This window comes from Delftia deserti (assembly GCF_042653485.1).
Taxonomy (GTDB): Bacteria; Pseudomonadota; Gammaproteobacteria; order Burkholderiales; family Burkholderiaceae_C; genus Comamonas; species Comamonas acidovorans.
In genome coordinates, this window is sequence record NZ_JBHSIH010000001.1 from 2,719,085 (window position 1) to 2,739,447 (window position 20,363).

Consider the following 20,363-nt stretch of genomic DNA (forward strand, 5'->3'; position numbering starts at 1 on the left):
GGTGCCGGCTGGACCGCTAGCATCGCGGGGTCGCCGCCCTGAGGTCCGTCGGCCTGCATGGCTTTTCCAGCTTCGCTTGCTTGCTATCGATTCCATGAACACCTCCCAGCCCGCCACCTCCCAGGCCGTCCTTGAGGGCGAAGCCCTGCATGCCTTCATGGACCAGGCGCACGAACTGCTGCAGCAGGAGGAGGATGCCAGTCCCATCGCCCCGGCCGAACGCCAGGCGGCCGTCATGGAGTTGCTCTCGCAGCAGCGTTTCGCCCCGGCCACAGTGAGCGAGCTGGAGCGTCTGCACGATCTGTGGCTGGACCTGGAACGGCCCGAAACCGCCAACGCCCTGCTGCGCGAACACCGCGCTGCCACGCTGCAGCCCTTGCAGGGCGACCACCACCTGCTGGCCACGGCCAGCCTGGCGCTCAGCGACATCCAGAGCCGGCTGCGCTTTGACCGTGAAGGCGGCGTGGCCCTGCTCGCGCCCGCTGCCGATCTCATGGGCCGGCTGCCGCATGCCAGCGAGCCCTATCGCTACTGGAACGGCTGGCACTACCTGGCCCGCGAAGCCCAGGCCTGGGAGCTGGCCGAGCAAGGCGTGGACCTGCAGCGCCAGCATGAACGCAGTGACCCGGATGGCGAGGCCTCTCCCGCGCGCCGCGACGCGCGCGCCTGCCTGCGCAAGGCCGAGCTGGCCCGCCTGCGCGGCGATGTGCCCGCCACCGTGCGCCAGGTGCAGGCCGCCACTGCGCAGCTGACCCAGGCCGATGCAGAGCAGAACGTGGACTTCGACGACTGGCTGCACCTTGCGCGCGAGGTCCTGCCGCTGGCCCCGCAAAGCGTTCCGGCCGTGCTCATGGCGGCGGAACAGCACCTGGCCCGCACCGAAAGCCCCGCCGCATCGCAGGCGGTGCGCACGCACCGCAAGGTCCATGCGGCCCGGCTGCAGGCCATGGCCTGCCATGCCATGGGCCAGCCCGAGGCCGCGCTGCAGCTGGCCGCGCTGGGCCGCTTCGGCCTGGTGGATGACTCCGACGATGCCTTCAGCGGCCTGGTGCTGCAGTGGCTGGAAGAGGCGGGCCGCCTGGCCGATGCGGCAGACCTGGCGCTGGAAAGCGTGCTGCACGGCCGCCCCGGATCGGCCCGCCAGGGCTATGAGCTGGCACTGCGCAGGGTGGACAGCGACACCGCCCATGCACCGGCCTGGGCGCTGATCCTGGCCTGGGCGGGACTGGATTCCGACATGCAGGAGATCCTGGAAGACAGCCCGGCTGCTCCGCGCAGCGCAGACGACTACCTGGCCCTGGCGCGCACCCAGGCGCCCGGTCACCCGCTGCTGGACCTGATCGACGGCTGGCGCCTGGCAAAGGTCCACCAATGGGAGCAGGCCCTGCCTCTGCTGGAGCGCGGCGTGGCCGACCAGCCCCGGCACGCCAACTCCGAGCTGCTGCCCATGCTCTGGGCCGCACGCTTCGCCGTGCTGCCCGCCGCGCAGGCGCTGCAGCGCCCCTTCCCCCAGGGCCATGGCGCCCACTGGTGCTATGCAGCGGGCGTGACACTGGATGACGAGGACGACCTGGCCGCCATCATGGGCGAAGGCCGGCAGGTGCCGAACGACGAGCTGCGCGAGCCGCTGGTGCAGCGTTACTACGAAGAGGGCCTGGCCCGCTTCGAAGCCTTTTGGGCCAGCGGCCAGGGCCGGTACAAGGATGCGCACCTGCACGTCTACTCCATGCTCTGCAACAACCTGGCCATCAAGTACCGCTCGCAGCAGCGCTATGACGAGGCGGCGGCCCTGCACCACAAGGGCCTGTCCAGCAGCCCCTTCGCCGAACACCATGACGGCCTGCTGTGGTGCGCCATCCGCCGTGACGACCGCCCCGGCATCGTCACGGCGGCCGAGCAGCTGTGGCACTTCACCCAGGACTACGGCTACAGCCGCCACTGCCCCACGGACTACTTCCCCAGCGCGGCGCTGGCGCTCTACCAGCTGGGCCGCGCAGGCGAGATCGGCATCTGGCTGGAACGCCTGGACCAGTGGTTCGAGGAACTGGACGAGGACGACCAGCGCGAACAGCGGCGCGACTACCTGGCCTCGCTGATGTCCCTGCTGGACTTCTTCTCCGAAAACCATGGTGAAGTGGTGCGCCCGCGCCTGGACGCCCTGCTGCCCGAAGTGCGCGCCCTGGGCGAGTGCTACACGCTGCGCCGCCTGGCCTGCGCCATGGAAAGCTGCGGCCCCATCGACCAGGCCGTGGCCCTGCACCGCGAGGCCATCGCCAAGCTCACGCCCGACGACAGCGAGGCCGAGCACAAGATGGCCCAGGACGGCCTCAAGCGCTGCCTCCGGCTTCGCCCGGACAGCAAGCCCTGGTGGAAGCTGTGGTGAACCCGAGCGCCGGTGCCAACACCGCCAGTGCCTATCGGCCGCGCGACGTGGTCAATGCGCCGGCCATCAAGCAGCGCATCCGCGAGCGCAGCGCGGCACGCGGCGACAGCGAGGAGATCGCCGCCTGGCTGGCCAACCACTTCTACCGCCATGTGATCGGCAACCTCGACGCCGATCCGCCTGCCGTGCAGCCCGTGTCCACGCAGGCCGAGCTGCAGCGCCTGCACCGGCGCGCCGAGCCTGCCGCCTGGGCGCTGGAGCGCCTGCGCGAACATGCGGCCCGCCAGCCGCTGTCACCGGACAGGCCTGCGGCCGAGGGCAGCGCGCCGCTGTGGTGGGTGGAGCCCGACAGCGCACCCCTGCTGGCGCTGGAGAGCCGGCTGCTGGAGTTCCTGTCCACCCGGTGCGGCACCGCGCTGGAGGGCAAGCTGCAGCGCATCAACTGCCCGCAGGCACTGGCGCGCTGGACGCTGGAGCACCTGGCCTTCGCCCGGAAAAGCGACAGCGGCTGGGCCGAACACCGGCCCGGCGCCGTGCGCCCGCTGCTGCGCGGCCAGCTGGGTGTCTTCGTCGAATTCGATGCAAGGAGCCCGGACCTGCGCGCCGAAATGGCCTATGAAAGCCAGATGATGCGCCACTGCCTGGGCCAGTTCAGCGAGCGCGGTGCACTGCGCGGCGGCTATGGCGAGCACTACGCCGAAGCCTGCGAGCAGGGCCGGCTGCGGCTGTTCAGCTACCGCACGGGCACGGCCCAGCCGCGCATCACCGTCAGCGCCCAGGTGCGGGACGACGGGCGGCTGCGCATCGACCAGATCAAGGGCAAGCAGAACCGCCCGCCGATTGCGCGCTACCTGGCCGATGTGCTGGCGCTGCTCAACCACCTCGATACCGATGGCGAGGCGCCAGCCGACGCCCTGGCCATGGGCATCGTGCGCCGACCGGCACAGCCGCTGGCCACGGGCAGCGCAACTGCCTGGTGCGCGGCCAGCGAGCTGCACACCGAGGCCGAACAGCTGTGGCTGCTGCAGTCCCACCCGGCGCTGCTGGAGCAGTTGGACATCCGGTCGCCCCTGATGCAATGGCTGGTTGCGGCACGCCGCGACACCGTGCCCGTGCCCGCCTTCGAGCGCATGCCGCGCAGCGCGGCCCTGCAGCAGTCGCTGGAGCTGGCGCGCCGCCGGGCGGGATCGCCGGCAGCACCGGGCAGGACAGGAAATCCGCGATGAACGCCTTCACCCTTGTTGTGCTGTCTGCACTGCTCTGGTGGGCAGTGCGCGCCGGCCTGCGGCGCCTGCGTGCGGCGCGCCGACGCGGGGACTTCAGCAGCTACCGCAGCGGTGACGCGGCACTGGACTGGGCACTGGCCCTGGCCCATCCCATGGCCTTTCACGCCATCCAGGGCGGCTTTGCGGACCGGCAGCTCAACGGCGCCGACTCCGCCCTGGCCACCCAGTTGCGCCCCATGGTGCTGCACCACCTGGGCCTGCGCACCGACCTGGACGATGCCCAGATCGCACGCCAGTTGCCCGACGGCCTGCGCCAGCGCTGGTTCACACTGGACCTGCAGCGCCTGCAGGCCGGTGACGATCCCCATGCCGCCATGGCCTTTGCCTGCGCGCGCGTGGCCTTCCATGTGCGCTGCGCCTGGCTGCTGGGCTGGGTGGACGAAGCCCTGCACCAGCAGATCCTGCACCTGAACGCATGCCGCGCGCGGGATTGCTTTGACAGCTGGCAGGCCTTCGGCCAGGCCTATGCACGCGGCCGCAGCCAGTGGCTGGCCCGTGGCCGCGCCGACGTGCTGGGGTGCAGCGTGACGCCCGAGCAAGTGCAGCAATGGGTGGCCGATCCGCGCCACCCCTGGCATGCCATGCCCTGGCAGCAGCAGGCCGTCCGGTGACTGCCGCCAGGTGCGTGCGCCGCCTGCCCTGCCCGGTGCTCAGCCTTCGCCATGCACCTTGGCGAAGGCGAGGAGCACTTCCCGCATCATCTGGCGCTGCAGCGCGGGCAGCTTCAGAAAGGCATCGAAGGTTTCGCGTTCGAGATAGGCCACGCCCGGTTCCCTGGGCCGAGGCCCGAGGCTCCAGTCCTGGCCTGGTGCAGGCGCAGTGCGAATTCGAGCTTGATACGCATTCCGAAACCCTGGATTTCCCTGGAGTCTTGATTGGCTCATCGATTGACGACCCGGCTCAAACCCGTCGCCCGGCCAGCGTTCAGGCGAAGATGCTGCGCGCCTCGGTGAAGCGCTTGGCGAAATAGGTGTTGTCCATGCGCACCCGCTGCACCGTGCCGCCGCTGGACGGTGCGTGCACGAACTGGCCGTTGCCCACGAAGATGCCCATGTGCGAATAGCGCGCGCCCAGGGTGTTGAAGAACACGAAGTCACCGCGCTGCAGGCTGCGGCTGCCCACGGGATTGCTGAACTGCGCCCACTGCGCCGTGGTGCGCGGCAGGCGGTTTTCGGTGATGCCGCCCACGGCCCACTGGATCAGGCCGCTGCAGTCGAAACCGCCTTCGGGCGAATTGCCGCCATAGGTATAGGGCGTGTTGACCACAAGCATGGTGCGCGCCAGCAGCGCCTCGCGCAATTCGCCATCCAGATTGAGCGCCTGCGGCGAAGGCACCGGCGCCGGGCCCGCGCCCCTGCGGGGAGCGGACGAGCAGCCAGCCAGCAGCGCGGCGGCCGCCAGCAGACCCCAGTCACGGCGCGATAGCCGCGCCCCGGTCATCGGAGACACCGCAAGGGAAGTCGAAACACCAGCCTTCATGGCGCTGCATGTTCTCACAAAGCCCCAGCGGCCAAAAGAAAAGCCGCAGGCTGCGCTGCGGCTTGGCGTGAAGGAGCGCTCAGCCCGGCGGCTCAGGCGGTGCCTATCAGAACGGCAGCTTCGGCATGCCGCCACCACCGCCCATCATTCCCTTCATGGCCTTCATGCCGCCCATGCGCTTCATCATCTTCATGAGGCCGCCGCCCTTCATCTTCTTCATCATCTCCTGCATCTGCTCGAACTCCTTGAGCAGGCGGTTGACTTCCTGGACCTGCACGCCCGCGCCGTCGGCAATGCGCTTCTTGCGCGTGGCCTTGATGATCTCGGGCTTCTTGCGCTCCTTGGCGGTCATGGAGCAGATGATGCCTTCCTTGCGGCGGATCTCGCGCTCGGCCTTGTCCATGTCCACCTGGCCGGCCTTGGCCGTGAGCTGTGCCGGCAGCTTGTCCATGAGGTTGGACAGGCCGCCCATCTGCTTCATCTGCTGGATCTGGGCCAGGAAGTCGTTGAGGTCGAAACCGTCGCCGCTCTTGACCTTCTCGGCCAGCTTTTGCGCGGCCTCCATGTCCACGCCCTTGGTGACCTGCTCGACCAGGGCCACGATGTCGCCCATGCCCAGCACGCGCTGCGCGTGGCGGTCGGCGTCGAAGACCTCCAGGCCGTCGATCTTCTCGGACACGCCGGCGAACTTGATGGGGGCGCCCGTGATCTGGCGCACCGACAGCGCCGCGCCGCCGCGCGAGTCGCCGTCGAGCTTGGTCAGCACGATGCCGGTCAGGGGCAGTGCTTCCTTGAAGGCCTTGGCCGTGTTGATCGCATCCTGGCCCTGCATGGCATCGACGACGAACAGGGTCTCGACCGGCTTGAGCGTGGCGTGCAGATCCTTGATCTCGGCCATCAGCAGCTCGTCGATGGCCAGGCGGCCGGCCGTATCGACCAGCAGCACGTCAAAGAAGTGGCGCTTGGCGTAGTCCAGCGCGGCCACGGCGATGTCGTGGGGTTTCTGGTCGGACGTGGAGGGGAACCACTCGGCGCCGGCCTGGGCGGTCACGGTCTTGAGCTGCTCGATGGCGGCGGGGCGGTACACGTCGCCCGACACGGTGAGCACCTTCTTCTTGCGCCGCTCGATCAGGTGCTTGGCCAGCTTGGCCGTGGTCGTGGTCTTGCCGGCGCCCTGCAGGCCGGCCATCAGGATGACGGCAGGCGGCTGGGCGTTGAGGTTGATGTCGGCCACGCCCTCGCCCATGGTGGCGGCGAGCTCCTTGTTGACGATGGACACCAGCAACTGGCCCGGCTGCAGCGAGCCCAGCACCTCCTGGCCCAGCGCCTTTTCCTTGACGCGCGCAACGAAGTCGCGCACCACGGGCAGGGCCACGTCTGCCTCGAGCAGGGCCATGCGCACTTCGCGCAGCATGTCCTGCACATTGGATTCGGTGATGCGGGCCTGGCCGCGCATCTCCTTGACGAGTCGCGAAAGTTTGTCGGTCAGTGCGGAGGCCATAAGCGGGGGAGGAGCTGGAGTCGTCGGAAAGGAAAAAGGCGTGCCGCAACCAGACAGCCGGGGCCCGGAGACAGGGCGGGGCCGGGTCGCGGCGCGGACCCTGCAGATCCCGGCAATTCTACCCGCTGCCCCTGGCGGGGTAAGTACCGGCCTTGCATGCCCCACGGCGGGCCCTGGCCAGCGGTAACATCACGTTACCCCATAGCTTGCGCCTATCACCCCGCAATGCGGGCTTGCCACCGCCTAGGAGTCTTCATGCCCGATACACCGTATCGCCAATTCCTGGACCGTGTGCCCGACGGTTTTCTCCTGTTTGACGACCAGGGCTGCCTGCTTGACGCCAACATCCAGGCCTGCTCCCGCCTGGGCCACGACAAGGCGACACTGCTTGGGCTGCGCCTGACGGACATCGGCCTGGACATGTCCGGACAACCCTTGACCGCGCTGTGGCAGGACATGGCCGTGGACAGCCAGGCCTGCATCGCCGGCCGATTGCTGTGCAGCGACGGCAGCAGTTTCCCGGCCGAGATCCATGTCTACTGCCAGTCGCCATCGGGAAGGCGGCTGTTCTTCGCCACCCTGGACGACATCAGCGAACGTGTGCGCCATGACGAACAGATCTGCCAGCTCAATATGCAACTGGAGCAGCGTGTCAAGGAGAGCACGCAGCTGTGGCAGGACTCGACGCGCCTGCTGGCGGCCGTCATGAGCGAGACGCCCGACCTGGTATTCGTCAAGGACCTGCAGGGCCGGTATGTCTTCGTCAACCCCGCGGCGGCGCGCTTTACCCAGCGCACGCCCGAAGACATCGTGGGGAAAACCGACCAGGAGCTCTTTCAGGACAGGAGCAACTTCAGCGACAGCGATCGCCGGATGCTGGACAGCAACGTCCCCGTGGTATCGGACGAGCATCTGCAGGTCGGCGGACAGCACCGCATCTTCCAGGCCATCAAGAGCCCCTACCGGGATGCCCGGGGCAACACCGTGGGCTTGCTGGGCATTGCGCGCGACATCACGCAGATACGCCAGACCGAGGCCCAGCTGCAAAAAAGCTATGACGTTCTGCGCCAGGCCGAGCAGCTGGCCCGCATAGGCAGCTGGACGCTGGATCTGGAGACCGAGCGCTTCCAGGCCTCGGAGATGATGTATGTGATGAACGGACTGGACCCCAAGGGCCCGCCGCTGACACGCCAGGCCATGCGCGACATGCTCAGCCCCCAGGACCTGGCCCGGCTCACCGCTGCCGTGCATCTGTGTGCAGCGACCGGCCAGTCCTACAGCATCGATGTGGTCCATCGGTGTCCCGACGGCCGGCGGTTCTCTGCCCGCATCCTGGGCCGTGCCCACCGGGACGAACAGGGGCGCATCGTCGCCCTGAGCGGCACGCTGCAGGACCTTTCCGAGCACGAGGATGCCCGCGCCCGGCTGGAAGCCCTGGCCGACAACCTGCCCAGCGGCGCCATCTACCGCCTCGAAGGCGGCCTGGACCACCTGCGGCTCAGCTATATCAGTGCCGGCATCGAGAACCTGATCGGCGTGCCGGCCCGCGCCATCATGGCCGACCGCCAGGTCTACCTGAATGCCATCCACCCCGCGGACCTGCCGCTCTACCAGCAGATGATGCAAAACTCGGTCGATACGCTGAGCGTGTTCGACTGCCGCTTCCGCGTGCTCAGGCCCGACGGAGAAATCCGCTGGCTGCGCTGCCGCTCGGCGCCCCGGCGCTGCAACGAGGGCATGGTCTGGGACGGCATCATGCTGGACATCACCCGCGAGCGCGAAGCCGAGCAGGCGCTGCGGCAGGCCAAGGAAGCCGCCGAAGCGGCCGAACGCGCCAAGTCCGACTTTCTGGCCACCATGAGCCACGAGATCCGCACGCCCATGAACACCGTCATCGGCATGACGCGTCTGGTGCAGCAGACGGCGCTGACCTCGCGCCAGCGCGGCTATCTGGAGAAGGTGGAGCGCGCGGCCAACGCGCTGCTGGCCGTGATCAACGACATCCTCGACTTCTCCAAGATAGAGGCCGGCATGCTGGTGCTGGAGGAGGTGGACTTCGCACTGGACGACGTGCTGGAGACCGTCTCGGCCGCCACCGCGTTGCGCGCCGAGGAAAAGGGGCTGGAGGTGGTCTACGCGCTGGACCCGGGCCTGCCGCCGCGCCTGCGCGGCGACCCGCTGCGCCTGGGCCAGGTGTTGACCAACCTGGTCGGCAACGCCATCAAGTTCACCGAGCATGGCGAGGTGGTGGTTTCCATCCACCTGTCGCCGTCGCCCGTGGATGCCGAGACCGATGCCGATGCACTGCACGCGCGCAGCCACCTGTGCGTGAGCGTGCGCGACACCGGCATCGGCCTGGATGCCTCGCGGGCCGAGCGACTGTTCCAGCCCTTCACCCAGGCCGACACCCAGACCACGCGACGCCACGGCGGCACGGGACTGGGGCTGGCCATCTGCCACAGGCTGGTGCAGCTCATGGGCGGCAAGATCGGCGTCTCCAGCCAGCCCGGCCAGGGCAGCCGCTTTCACTTCACAGCCAGGGTCGCTCCAGCCATGGATATGCCGCACGACGGGCACGGCACCCTGGACAGCCGCGGCGTTCTCATCGTCGATGACAACGCCAGCGCGCGCGAAGCCCTGGCTGCCATGGTGCGCAAACTGGGCATGCGCTGCGACACGGCCGAGGATGGCGCGCAGGCGCTGCACATGCTGGAAGAGGCCTTGCGCCACAAATCGCCCTATGGCCTGGCTCTGCTGGACTGGCACATGCCCGGCATGGACGGACTGGAGCTGGCACGCCGCATGCGCAAGCAACAGCACCTGGCCGCGACCCCGGCGGCGCTCATGGTCACGGCCTTCGGGCGCGACGAAGTGCAGCGCGATGCCGCACAGCTGGGCCTGCGGGGGCTGCTGATCAAGCCATTGACCGCATCGGCGCTGCTGGCATCGATCCGAGAGACGCTGCAGGACCCCGAATCGCCCCAGCCCGCGGACCCGGCTGCCGGTCTGTCGCCACAGCAGCGCTACCCGGGCCTGCCAGGGCGCAGGGTGCTGGTAGTGGACGACAACGCCCTCAACCGCGAGGTGGCCACCGAGCTGCTGGAGCAGGCCGGCATGTCGGTACAAACGGCGGCGGACGGCCTGCAGGCGCTGCAGCGGCTGGACAGCCAGCCCTTCGACGCCGTGCTCATGGACCTGCATATGCCCGGCATGGACGGGCTCAGCGCCACGCGCGCCATCCGCTCGCGCAGCGCGCTGCGGCATCTTCCGGTGATTGCGCTGACGGCCCTGGCCTATGCCGAGGACAGCGCCCAGATCGCGGCTGCAGGCGTGAATGCCCATCTGACCAAACCCGTTGACGATGTGCTGCTCTACGACACACTGCAGCGCTGCCTGTCCGCGCAGCACCCCCGTTCAACCATGCCTGCGCCGACCCCGGCCCCCAGGCCCACTCCGCCCACTCCGCCCACTGCGCCAACTCCGGCCCCAGCCTGGGACCCGGCGCGCTTGCGGCAATGCCTTGCCGGCCACTCGCCGCGCATGCTGCAGGTGATCGAAGGCTTTGCCCACGACTTTGCCGAAGCGCCGCAGAAGCTGCGCGAGGCCGTACGCCACCGGGACTGGGAGGCCGTGGCGTCGCTGGCGCATACCTTCAAGGGCAGCCTGGGCTATCTGGGCGCGGACCTGCTGGTGCAATGGTCGACCATGGCCGAGACCGGCGCACACGCCGCCCGGATAGGCGACGGCGACGGCGATGGCGACGGCACAAACGCCCGGCCAAGCACCCACATGGAATCTCTGGTCCAGGCACTGGCCGATGGATTACAGGGCCTGCTGGCGGAAATTGCCGTGCTGTCCGGGCAGGGAGAGCTGCCCGTCCTTGCAACCGTCCCCATCGCGCCGGCCACCCCGCAGCGGCACCCGGTGAACGTTGACGAAGTAGCGTCCACGCTGGCACGGCTGCGGCTGCAGATCGCCGACAGCGACTACGCCGCCCTGGCCGAACTCGATCGGCTGCGCCCCCTGGTGGGCGAGCGCCATGGGCCCATGCTGCAGCGCATACAGCGCTGCACCGAATACCTGGAGGCCGAGGCCGCACTGCAGGAACTGGACCAGTTGGCGCACAGCCTGGGCCAGCCGACGCCGGCGGTCCTGGCCAGCAGCGCACAGGGGAGCGCGCAGGGAGCTGCAGATGCTTGACGCCCTGACAGGGCCGGAGCAGCCCACGGTCCTCATCGTCGACGACGAGCGGCTGAACCGCAGCATGCTGGCCGAGCTGCTGAGCCCCGACTACCGCGTGCTGCTGGCAAAGGATGGCCCCGGTGCCCTGGCGATCGCCCACCGCGAAGCCCACCGCCTGCAACTGGTCCTGCTGGACGTGGGCATGCCCGGCATGAATGGCTACGAGGTGCTGGGCGCCCTGCGCGCCCAGGAGCGCACGGCCCATATCGCCGTCGTCTTCATCACCGGCCAGAGCAATGCCGAGGCCGAGGAATACGGCCTGCGCCTGGGCGCGGCCGACTATGTCTCCAAGCCCATACGCCCCGCCGTGGTCGAGGTGCGCGTGCGCAACCAGATACGGCTGGCCCTGCAGCGCCAGGCCCTGGAGCGCCTGGCCATGGTGGACGGGCTGACCGGCCTGGCCAACCGGCGCCACTTCGACGACATGCTGGAGCGCTCCCACCGGCGGAGCCTGCGCACTGGGGAATCCGTGGGCCTGGCGCTCATTGATATAGATCACTTCAAGCAATACAACGACTGCTACGGCCATGTCCAGGGGGACGAGGCGCTCAAGGCCGTGGCCGCCACGCTGCAGCGCCATGCGCGCCGGCCCTACGATCTGGCCGCGCGCTTCGGCGGCGAGGAATTCGCGCTCATCCTGCCCGGCGAAAGCGATGCCCCGGCCATGGCCGAGCATTTCCGCCAGGAAGTGCTGCGCCTGTCCATCGCACACTCGGCCTCTCCCACGGCGCCGCAGCTCACTGTCAGCTGCGGCGTGCTCACCGTGCGGCAGCCGTCGACCGCTCCGCTGCAAGCCTGGCTGCAGAAGGTGGACGGCCTGCTCTACCAGGCCAAGTCCCAGGGGCGCAACCGCATCGCAGCAGCCATGGAGCCCTGAAAATGCGGGCCGAACCACCGCATGACACCCGGATTCTGAGCCTGCACAAGCGGCGCCGGGAAAGCCACAGCTATCATTGAACGATGCTCTCCGTCCCCCTGATTTCCGCCAACGCATCGCCCCTGGGCTGGATGCTGGCGCTTGCCGCAGCCGTGGCCTATGCCGTGCCAGCCGCCGGCGCCCGACGCATCAGCCAGGCCGGCGCCCGCGTTGCCTTGCGCCTGGCCTGGGTGCTCCACGCCCTGGCCCTGGCCTGGAGCCTGCTCGGGGAGCAGCCTCACTTCGGCTTTGCACCGGCCCTGTCCATGACGGCCTGGCTGGTGCTCACCGTCTATGGCGTCGAGCAGCAGCTGTTCCCCAAGATGCGCGCGCAGCTGGCGCTGTCCGCGCTGGGCACGGCCGCCGTGCTCATGGCCGCGCTGTTTCCGGGAACGCCCCTGCACGTCAACGCCTCGCCCTGGCTGCCGCTGCACCTGGCACTGGGCATTGCCTCCTACGGACTGTTCGCGGCCGCCGTGGTCCACGCCTCGCTGATGACACGCGCCGAGCAGCACATGCGGCTGGGCGGCGGTGGCCATGACAGCGGCCTGCCGCTTCTCACGCTGGAGCGCCTGACCTTCCGCTTCGTATCCGCAGGCTTTGTGCTGCTCACGGCCACGCTGGCCGCAGGCTGGCTGTTCGGCGAACAGCTCTATGGCAAGGCCTGGGTCTGGAACCACAAGTCCGTGTTCTCGCTGCTGTCCTGGCTGACCTTCGCCGTGCTGCTGATCGGCCGTGCGCGCTTTGGCTGGCGTGGCCGCAGCGCCGTGCGCATGCTCTATGCAGGCGCCCTGCTGCTGCTGCTGGCCTATGCGGGATCGCGCTTCGTCATGGAAGTGCTTCTGGAGCGCACCACATGAAGTACCTGCTGGTCCTGATCGTCATCGTCGTGGCTGTCGGCATCTGGCGCAGCCAGCGCCGTGCCGAGGCGCGCGAGCGGCGCCAGGCCGCTGCGCCGCGCAACCCGGCCAACCCGGCCAATGCGCCGCTGGCGGCTCCACAGGACATGGTCGAATGCGCACACTGCGGCCTGCACCTGCCGCGCAGCGAAGCCATCGAGGCGGCAGGCCGCAACTACTGCAGCGCCGAGCACCGGGCCCTGGCGCAACGGCGCTGAGCATGCAGGCCGCGGCCCCCCCCCCAGCCCCCCACCATCGACGAGGCTGCGGCGCAGTCGCCGCACGACGCCAACGCCCCCTTTGTCCGGCTATGGCAGGGCTTCCTGACCGGCCGCGTGCTCATCGCCACTGCGCTTTTGCTGCTGCAACTGGCGCTGCTCAGCGTGCAGCCCGTTGGCAATTCCCTGGTCTGGCTGGTCTGCCTGGGTTACCTGGGGCTGACGCTGCTGCTGCGGCTGACGGCACGCGCCCAGCCGCCCTCGCCCCGCGCCGGCGTGCACTGGCTGCCCGTGATCGGCGTGGACATTGCAGCCATCTGCCTGCTGCAGATGCTGCAGACCGGGCCGCTGAACTATTCGGCCCTGCTGGCCATTCCCATCCTGATCTCGGCCGTGCTGGGCAATCTGACGCTGGCCCTGGCCACCACGGCCAGCGTGACGCTGCTGACCCTGGGCTGGGTGGCATGGCAGGACGTGGCAGGCCGCATAGAAAGCACCCAGGCCTACTACCAGGCCAGCTTTGCCTGCGCGGGCTATTTCGCCGTGGCCTATCTGACGCACGAACTGGCGCGCCGCGTGCGGCGCGAGCGCCACCTGGCCCAGCACAGCAGCCGCAAGGCCCAGACCCAGGAACAGGTCAATGCCCTGGTGATCCGCCACCTGGGCGAAGGCGTGCTGGTGGTCGATCCCCAGTTCCGCGTGCAGCAGGCCAACCCGGCCGCGCTGCACCTGCTGGGGCTGGCCGACGCGCATGCCCTGCCCTTCGCCCTCAAGGAGCATTCCGGCTGGCAGCGACTGCAGGACGCCGTGGCCCAGAGCTTTGCCCAGAACCTGCCCATCTCGGCCGCCATCCATCTGCAGTCCATCGGCCAGGAAGGCATGACGGGCCTGCACCTGCGCACCTGGCTGACCGAGGTCGCCACCCAGTCCGAGGCCGCCCACGCGGCCGAGCCCGCGCTGCTGCAGCAGCTGTGCGTGGTCTTTCTGCATGATCTGCGCGAGATGGAGGCGCGGCTGCGCACGGAAAAGCTGGCCTCCATGGGTCGCATGTCGGCCGCCGTGGCGCACGAAATCCGCAATCCGCTGGCCGCCATCACCCAGGCCAATGCCCTGCTGGCCGAGGATCTGGCGCAGGACCCGGCCCAGCAGCAGCTGTGCCGCATCGTGGGCCAGAATGCCGAGCGCCTGGCACGCATCGTCGAGGACGTGCTCAACATCGCCCGGGCCCAGCAGCACATTGGCGAGGCGCATGCCGGTCTGCTGGCCCTGGACCAGCATGTGGCCCAGGTTTGCCAGGAATGGCAGGCCCAGGGTCAGCCCGTGCGCAGCATCCAGCTCCTGCTGGACGCCAGGGAGAAGACCGTGGTGTTCGATGGCGAGCATCTGCGCCGCATCCTGGTGAACCTGCTGGACAACGCCCGGCGCTACCGCAGCAACGCCCACGAACCACACACGCTGCAAGTGCTGACCGGCGCGCCGGCAGGCGGCCAGATCTGGCTACAGGTCTGGAGCGACGGCGCCGCGCTGGAGCCCACGGTGCAACGCCATCTGTTCGAGCCCTTCTTCTCTTCGGAAAGCCGCTCCAGCGGCCTGGGCCTGTATATCTGCCGCGAGCTGTGCCAGCGCTACGATGCCAGCATCAGCTACCAGCGGCTGTCGCGGCCCACGCCGCACGGCCCTGTCGAGGGCAATGCCTTCAGCATCGTGTTCCGTGCCGGCCCGGCCTCGGCCCTGCCGGCCTCCCTGTTTGACCAGATTGTGGTGTGATGCCTTTGAACTCCCTGCCCGCTGCCGCATCGATCCTTGTCGTGGACGACGAGCCGGATCTGCGCACCCTCTATGAACTGACCCTTCTGCGCGAAGGCTACCGCGTGGAAACCGCCGCCAGCGTGGGCGAGGCGCGCGAGCAGTTGCAGACCCAGCGCTTCGACGTGGTCATCACCGACATGCGCCTGCCCGACGGCATGGGCATGGAACTGCTGCAGGACCTGCGCAGCCAGCAGCGGCGCGAGCGCTGCGTGGTCATGACGGCCTACGGCTCCGCCGAGAATGCCGTCGAGGCCCTGCGCTCAGGCGCCTTCGATTACCTGACCAAGCCCGTGGACCTCAAGCAATTCCGTCTGGTCGTGGCCTCGGCCGCCCAGGGCGTGGGCGGTGTGCCGGCACCGGGCGTGATGCCGGCGCGCAGCCCCTCGGCGACGCCGGCTGCAGGCCCCGTGCTCAGCGGCGGCGGGGCGCTGGATGCCATGGTTGGAGAGTCGCCCGCCATGCAGGCCGTCAAGCAGCGCATTGCCAAGGTGGCGCGCGGCATGGCACCGGTGCTGGTGCATGGCGAGTCGGGCACGGGCAAGGAACTGGTGGCCCGCGCCCTGCACGCCTGCAGCCAGCGCGCCCACGGCCCCATGGTGGCCGTGAACTGCGGCGCCATACCCGAAAACCTGCTGGAGGCCGAATTCTTCGGCGCGCGCAAGGGCTCCTATACAGGAGCCACCCAGGACCGCGACGGCTACTTCCAGGCTGCGCGCGGCGGCACCTTGTTTCTGGACGAGATCGGCGACCTGCCCCTGGCCATGCAGGCCAAGCTGCTGCGCGCCATACAGGAGCGACGCGTGCGCCCACTGGGCTGCGCACAGGAGGAAGCGGCCGACGTGCGCATCGTCAGCGCCACCCACCGCGACCTGGCCGCCGATGTCCAGCAGGGGCGCTTCCGCCAGGACCTGTACTACCGCCTCAATGTCATCGAGGTGCTGCTGCCCCCGCTGCGCGAGCGGCGCGAAGACCTGCCCGCCCTGTGCCGCGCCCTGCTGGCACGGCTGTCGCAGGAATCCGGCCTGCCCATGCCCGAGATCGACGAGCGCTCAGTGGAGCAGATCGCCCGCCTGCCCCTGCCCGGCAATGTGCGTGAACTGGAGAACCTGCTGCACCGCGCCATCACGCTGGGCGAGGACGGACCGCTGCGCATAGATCCCGAGATGCAGCTGCCCTGCGGCACGCCGCCAGCCCCGCCTGCATCCGCCTCGCCCTCTCCCTCACCTTCGCGCCCCCTGCCGCAAGGCAGCCCGCCATCGCCAGAGCCATCCGATGCCGACCTGCCTCGCGACCTGCAGGCCTGGCTGGACGAGCGCGAGCGCGGCATCCTGGTGCAGGCGCTGCAGGAAAACGGCTTCAACCGCACGGCCACGGCCGCGCGGCTGGGCCTGAGCCTGCGCCAGATCCGTTACCGCATCGACCGGCTGAACATCGCCCTGCCCGGCGATGCCAGCGCCGAGGCGGACGGAGGCAGCCATGGAGAGTCCTGATCCGCAGGCACAAGCCACCCAGGCCCCGGCCTGGACCTGGCAAGGCGGCTGGCTGCAGCAGGCCCGCCACCTGCCCTCGCCCAACTTTGGCGAGCGCCCGGCCCAGGCGCTGGTCGATCTGGTCGTCGTGCACTCCATCAGCCTGCCACCCGGCGAGTACGGCACGGGCGCGGTCCAGCAACTGTTCACCAACCAGCTCGACTGGGACGCCCATCCTTATTACCAGGGCATACGCGGCCTGGAGGTGTCGGCGCATTTCTTCATCACGCGCCATGGCGAGGTCTGGCAGTTTGTGGACTGCGATGCGCGCGCCTGGCATGCCGGCGCTTCCCGCTGGCGGGGCCGCGACCGCTGCAACGACGACTCCATCGGCATAGAACTGGAAGGCCTGGAGGGCCTGCGGTTCGAGGCGGCCCAGTACGCGGCGCTCGATGCCCTGTGCAACGCCATCGCGGCGCGCTACCCCGTGGCCCATCTCGCAGGCCATGAGCACATCGCGCCGGGCCGCAAATGCGATCCGGGCCCCGGCTTCGACTGGCAGCGGTTGCGCAGGCTGCTGGCCCATCACCATGCCACGGCGAACTGGCAATTGCCGCCAGGCGCGGGCCAGCCCGACACGTAAGCACACACCCTCATCGCAGGCACCGCCAGGTCTTGCAGCCAATGCCGCTTGTCCACAGGCAGAGGACAAACGGTCTGTCAATCCAGAAAGCAACCGATGTGGCGCGCCAGGCGCACGCAGCGGGTGGCTGATCATTTTTTACAAATTCACGCATATGGCGCAGCCCCACTGTCCATGGGGCTTTCAGCGGTCCGACCGGCGCCGGGTCAAGGCTGCTGCGGCTCGCGACGGGCCATCGCCCGCAAGCCACCGCGCAGCGGGCATCTGCTGCTATTGGCTTGTATGTCGCGCACCCGTTTGGCGCAGCGCAAACAGCGGTTTTCCGGCTGTGAGTACCCCGTGTACATGAGACGGCGATACACTACAGGTAGTGCTCCAAAGCACGCTGGACACCATATCTAGTGTTCACAAGCTGTGAACACCCTGTGAAAACGGTGTGCACATCCGACCCCGATTCCATCTCCCAGCAAGCCTGCCCCAAGTGCAGGCCCGCGTCTGTTCTATCCACAAACACCCGTTGAGGAAACTCATGCAAGAAGCACTGAATTCTTTGGCTCCCGCTGCGCACGGTGATGCTGCCAATCCTTCCTCCGCCCATCACCTGTCCGTGCAGGACGGCTACCAGATCATCCGCCGCAGCGGCGATGTGGTGCCCTTCACGCCACAAAAGATCGCCGTCGCGCTGACCAAGGCCTTCCTGGCCGTGCGCGGCGCCCAGGGTGCGGCCTCCGCCAGCGTGCGCGAGACCGTGGACGAGCTGACCCAGGCCGTGGTTCGCGCACTGCTGCGCTCGCGTCCGGGCGGCGGCACCTTCCATATTGAAGACGTGCAGGACCAGGTCGAGCTGGGCCTGATGCGCGGCGGCCATCACGACGTGGCGCGCGCCTACGTGCTGTACCGCGACCGCCGCAACCAGGAACGTGCCGAGCAAAAGAAGGCCGCCGAGGCCGCAGCGGCTGCCGCCGCCGCACCGGCGCCCGTGCTGCATGTGACCGACAACGGCCAGCGCGTGCCGCTGGACCAGGCCCGCCTGCTGGCGCTGATCGAGGCGTCCTGCCGCAACCTCAACGCCGATATCCAGGCCGCCCCCATCGTCGCCGAGACGCTGCGCAACCTGTACGACGGCGTGCCGATCGAAGAAGTCTTCAAGGCCTCCATCCTGGCCGCTCGCACGCTGATCGAGAAGGACCCCGACTACACCTACGTCACCGCCCGCCTGCTGCTGCACACGATCGTGCGCGAGGTCATGGGCCGTGACGTGCAGCCGGCCGATATCCAGGCCGCCTACGCCGAGTATTTCCCCGGCTTCATCCAGAAGGGCGTGGACAACGAGCTGCTCAACCCCGAGCTGCTGAACTACGACCTGCCCCGCCTGGCTGCCGCCATCAAGGCCGAGCGCGACGAGCAGTTCGACTACCTGGGCCTGCAGACCCTGTACGACCGCTACTTCCTGCACGTGCGCAAGACGCGCATCGAGCTGCCCCAGTCCTTCTTCATGCGCGTGGCCATGGGCCTGGCGCTGCAGGAAGAGGACCGCAACGCGCGCGCCATCAAGTTCTACGAGCTGCTGTCGTCCTTCGACTTCATGAGCAGCACGCCCACGCTGTTCAACAGCGGCACGCTGCGCTCGCAGCTGTCTTCCTGCTACCTGACCACGGTGCCCGACGATCTGGACGGCATCTACGAGTCCATCAAGGAAAACGCCCTGCTGTCCAAGTTCGCCGGCGGCCTGGGCAACGACTGGACGCGCGTGCGCGCCCTGGGTTCGCGCATCAAGGGCACGAACGGCGAGTCGCAGGGCGTGGTGCCCTTCCTCAAGGTGGTCAACGACACGGCCGTGGCCGTGAACCAGGGCGGCAAGCGCAAGGGCGCCGTCTGCACCTACCTGGAGACCTGGCACCTGGACATCGAGGAATTCCTCGAACTGCGCAAGAACACCGGCGACGACCGCCGCCGCACGCACGACATGAACACGGCGAACTGGATTCCCGACCTGTTCATGAAGCGCGTCATGGAAAAGGGCCACTGGACCCTGTTCTCGCCCTCCGATGTCGGCGACCTGCACGACCTCTTCGGCGCCGCCTTCGAGCACGCCTACAAGGCCTACGAAACCAAGGCCGACAACGGCGAACTCAAGCTGTTCAAGCGCATCCCGGCCATGGACCTGTGGCGCAAGATGCTGTCCATGCTGTTCGAGACCGGCCACCCCTGGGTCACCTTCAAGGACCCCTGCAACGTGCGCTCGCCCCAGCAGCACGCCGGCGTGGTGCACTCGTCCAACCTGTGCACCGAGATCACGCTGAACACCAGCGACACCGAGACCGCCGTCTGCAACCTGGGCTCGGTCAACCTGGCGCGCCACATCGTCGATGGCGCCATCGACCACGGCAAGCTGCGAAAGACCATCACCACGGCCATGCGCATGCTGGACAACGTGATCGACATCAACTACTACGCCGTGCAGAAGGCCAAGGACTCCAACCTGCGCCACCGCCCCGTGGGCCTGGGCCTGATGGGCTTCCAGGATGCGCTCTATGAAATGCGCATCGCCTACGCCAGCGACGCGGCCGTGGAGTTCGCCGACCAGTCGATGGAAGCCATCTGCTACTACGCCTACTGGGCCTCCACCGAGCTGGCCAAGGAACGCGGCCAGTACTCCAGCTACAAGGGCTCGCTGTGGGACCAGGGCATCCTGCCGCTGGACACGCTGAACCTGCTGGAGAAGGCACGCGGCGGCTATGTGGAAGTGGACCGCTCCTCGCGCCTGGACTGGGATGCGCTGCGCGCCAAGATCGGCCAGCACGGCATGCGCAACTCCAACTGCGTGGCCATCGCGCCCACGGCCACCATCTCCAACATCGTCGGCGTCGATGCCTCCATCGAGCCCTCGTTCGGCAACCTGTCGGTCAAGTCCAACCTGTCCGGCGAGTTCACCGTCATCAACCAGTACCTGGTGCGTGACCTGAAGCGCCTGGGCCTGTGGGACGACGTGATGGTCATGGACCTCAAGCACTTCGACGGCTCGCTGCGCCCCATCGACCGCGTGCCCCAGGACGTCAAGAGCCTGTACGCCACCGCCTTCGAGGTCGAGCCCACCTGGCTGGTCGAGGCCGCCGCGCGCCGCCAGAAGTGGATCGACCAGGCCCAGAGCCTGAACATCTACATGGCCGGTGCATCGGGCAAGAAGCTGGACGACACCTACAAGCTGGCCTGGCTGCGCGGTCTGAAGACCACCTACTACCTGCGCACCACCAGCGCCACCAACATCGAGAAGTCCACGGTGCAAAGCCGCGTGCTCAACGCCGTGCCCTCGGCCGCCGCCGCACAGCCTGCCGCCGTGAACACCTCCAGCGCCCTGGAAGCCGCGGCAGCCGCCGCACGCGCCCAGGCACCGGCGACGGACATCAAGTTCTGCGCCATCGACGATCCCGGCTGCGAAGCCTGCCAGTAAGCCGCGCAGCGCGGGGCCTCGCCACGGCGCAGGCCCCGCGCCCTGCCCGCCAGCCAGCGCCATGCGC

At 68.6% G+C, this 20,363-nt stretch carries 13 protein-coding genes; 11 read left to right on the forward strand and 2 right to left on the reverse strand.

The genetic code is table 11. The features are described from left to right. Nucleotides 1–94 precede the first annotated feature (94 nt). From ACFPFG_RS13370 to ACFPFG_RS13380, 3 genes are read left to right on the forward strand one after another with little or no spacing between them, the layout of a single operon-like run. Entirely contained in the window at nt 95–2,383 is a 2,289-nt protein-coding gene (locus ACFPFG_RS13370; protein WP_380106977.1) for a hypothetical protein, read from the forward strand. Beyond that, entirely contained in the window at nt 2,380–3,609 is a 1,230-nt protein-coding gene (locus ACFPFG_RS13375) for a hypothetical protein (protein WP_380106979.1), read from the forward strand. The genes ACFPFG_RS13370 and ACFPFG_RS13375 overlap by 4 nt, the downstream gene beginning before the upstream one ends. Next, complete coding sequence (locus ACFPFG_RS13380) at nt 3,606–4,280, forward strand: DUF1266 domain-containing protein (protein WP_183018405.1); 675 nt, start codon at nt 3,606–3,608, stop codon at nt 4,278–4,280. Before ACFPFG_RS13375 ends, ACFPFG_RS13380 begins: the two co-directional genes overlap by 4 nt. 313 nt (nt 4,281–4,593) lie before the next feature. On the opposite strand, the gene ACFPFG_RS13385 is transcribed toward ACFPFG_RS13380, so the two are convergent. Both ACFPFG_RS13385 and ffh read right to left on the reverse strand, forming a co-directional pair. Then, entirely contained in the window at nt 4,594–5,148 is a 555-nt protein-coding gene (locus ACFPFG_RS13385) for a C40 family peptidase (protein WP_374621349.1), read from the reverse strand. Between the two features lie 106 nt (nt 5,149–5,254). Further along, nucleotides 5,255–6,649 carry a signal recognition particle protein gene (gene ffh, locus ACFPFG_RS13390; protein ID WP_380106982.1) on the reverse strand — a complete coding sequence of 465 codons (1,395 nt, stop codon included), beginning with the start codon at nt 6,647–6,649 and terminating at the stop codon, nt 5,255–5,257. A gap of 255 nt (nt 6,650–6,904) precedes the next feature. On the opposite strand from ffh, the gene ACFPFG_RS13395 reads away from it, so the two are divergent. The 8 genes from ACFPFG_RS13395 (at nt 6,905) to ACFPFG_RS13430 (ending at nt 20,296) form a co-directional block, all read left to right on the forward strand. Next, nucleotides 6,905–10,849 (forward strand): response regulator, encoded by a 3,945-nt coding sequence (locus ACFPFG_RS13395; protein WP_380106984.1) that lies wholly within the window; start codon nt 6,905–6,907, stop codon nt 10,847–10,849. After that, nucleotides 10,842–11,768: a GGDEF domain-containing response regulator gene (locus tag ACFPFG_RS13400; RefSeq protein WP_312377765.1), complete on the forward strand. Its 927-nt coding sequence runs from the start codon at nt 10,842–10,844 to the stop codon at nt 11,766–11,768. Before ACFPFG_RS13395 ends, ACFPFG_RS13400 begins: the two co-directional genes overlap by 8 nt. A gap of 83 nt (nt 11,769–11,851) precedes the next feature. Beyond that, nucleotides 11,852–12,667 carry a cytochrome C assembly family protein gene (locus ACFPFG_RS13405; RefSeq protein ID WP_183018401.1) on the forward strand — a complete coding sequence of 272 codons (816 nt, stop codon included), beginning with the start codon at nt 11,852–11,854 and terminating at the stop codon, nt 12,665–12,667. Beyond that, complete coding sequence (locus tag ACFPFG_RS13410; RefSeq protein WP_380106987.1) at nt 12,664–12,924, forward strand: PP0621 family protein; 261 nt, start codon at nt 12,664–12,666, stop codon at nt 12,922–12,924. The genes ACFPFG_RS13405 and ACFPFG_RS13410 overlap by 4 nt, the downstream gene beginning before the upstream one ends. A 36-nt stretch (nt 12,925–12,960) precedes the next feature. Further along, a complete protein-coding gene (locus ACFPFG_RS13415; protein WP_380110270.1) occupies nt 12,961–14,691 on the forward strand; it encodes a sensor histidine kinase in 1,731 nt (576 codons plus the stop codon). Then, complete coding sequence (locus tag ACFPFG_RS13420; RefSeq protein WP_183018398.1) at nt 14,691–16,223, forward strand: sigma-54-dependent transcriptional regulator; 1,533 nt, start codon at nt 14,691–14,693, stop codon at nt 16,221–16,223. The genes ACFPFG_RS13415 and ACFPFG_RS13420 overlap by 1 nt, the downstream gene beginning before the upstream one ends. Next, nucleotides 16,210–16,845 carry a 1,6-anhydro-N-acetylmuramyl-L-alanine amidase AmpD gene (gene ampD, locus ACFPFG_RS13425; RefSeq protein ID WP_380106990.1) on the forward strand — a complete coding sequence of 212 codons (636 nt, stop codon included), beginning with the start codon at nt 16,210–16,212 and terminating at the stop codon, nt 16,843–16,845. Before ACFPFG_RS13420 ends, ampD begins: the two co-directional genes overlap by 14 nt. 529 nt (nt 16,846–17,374) lie before the next feature. Continuing rightward, complete coding sequence (locus tag ACFPFG_RS13430) at nt 17,375–20,296, forward strand: ribonucleoside-diphosphate reductase subunit alpha (protein ID WP_380106992.1); 2,922 nt, start codon at nt 17,375–17,377, stop codon at nt 20,294–20,296. Nucleotides 20,297–20,363: the final 67 nt, after the last annotated feature.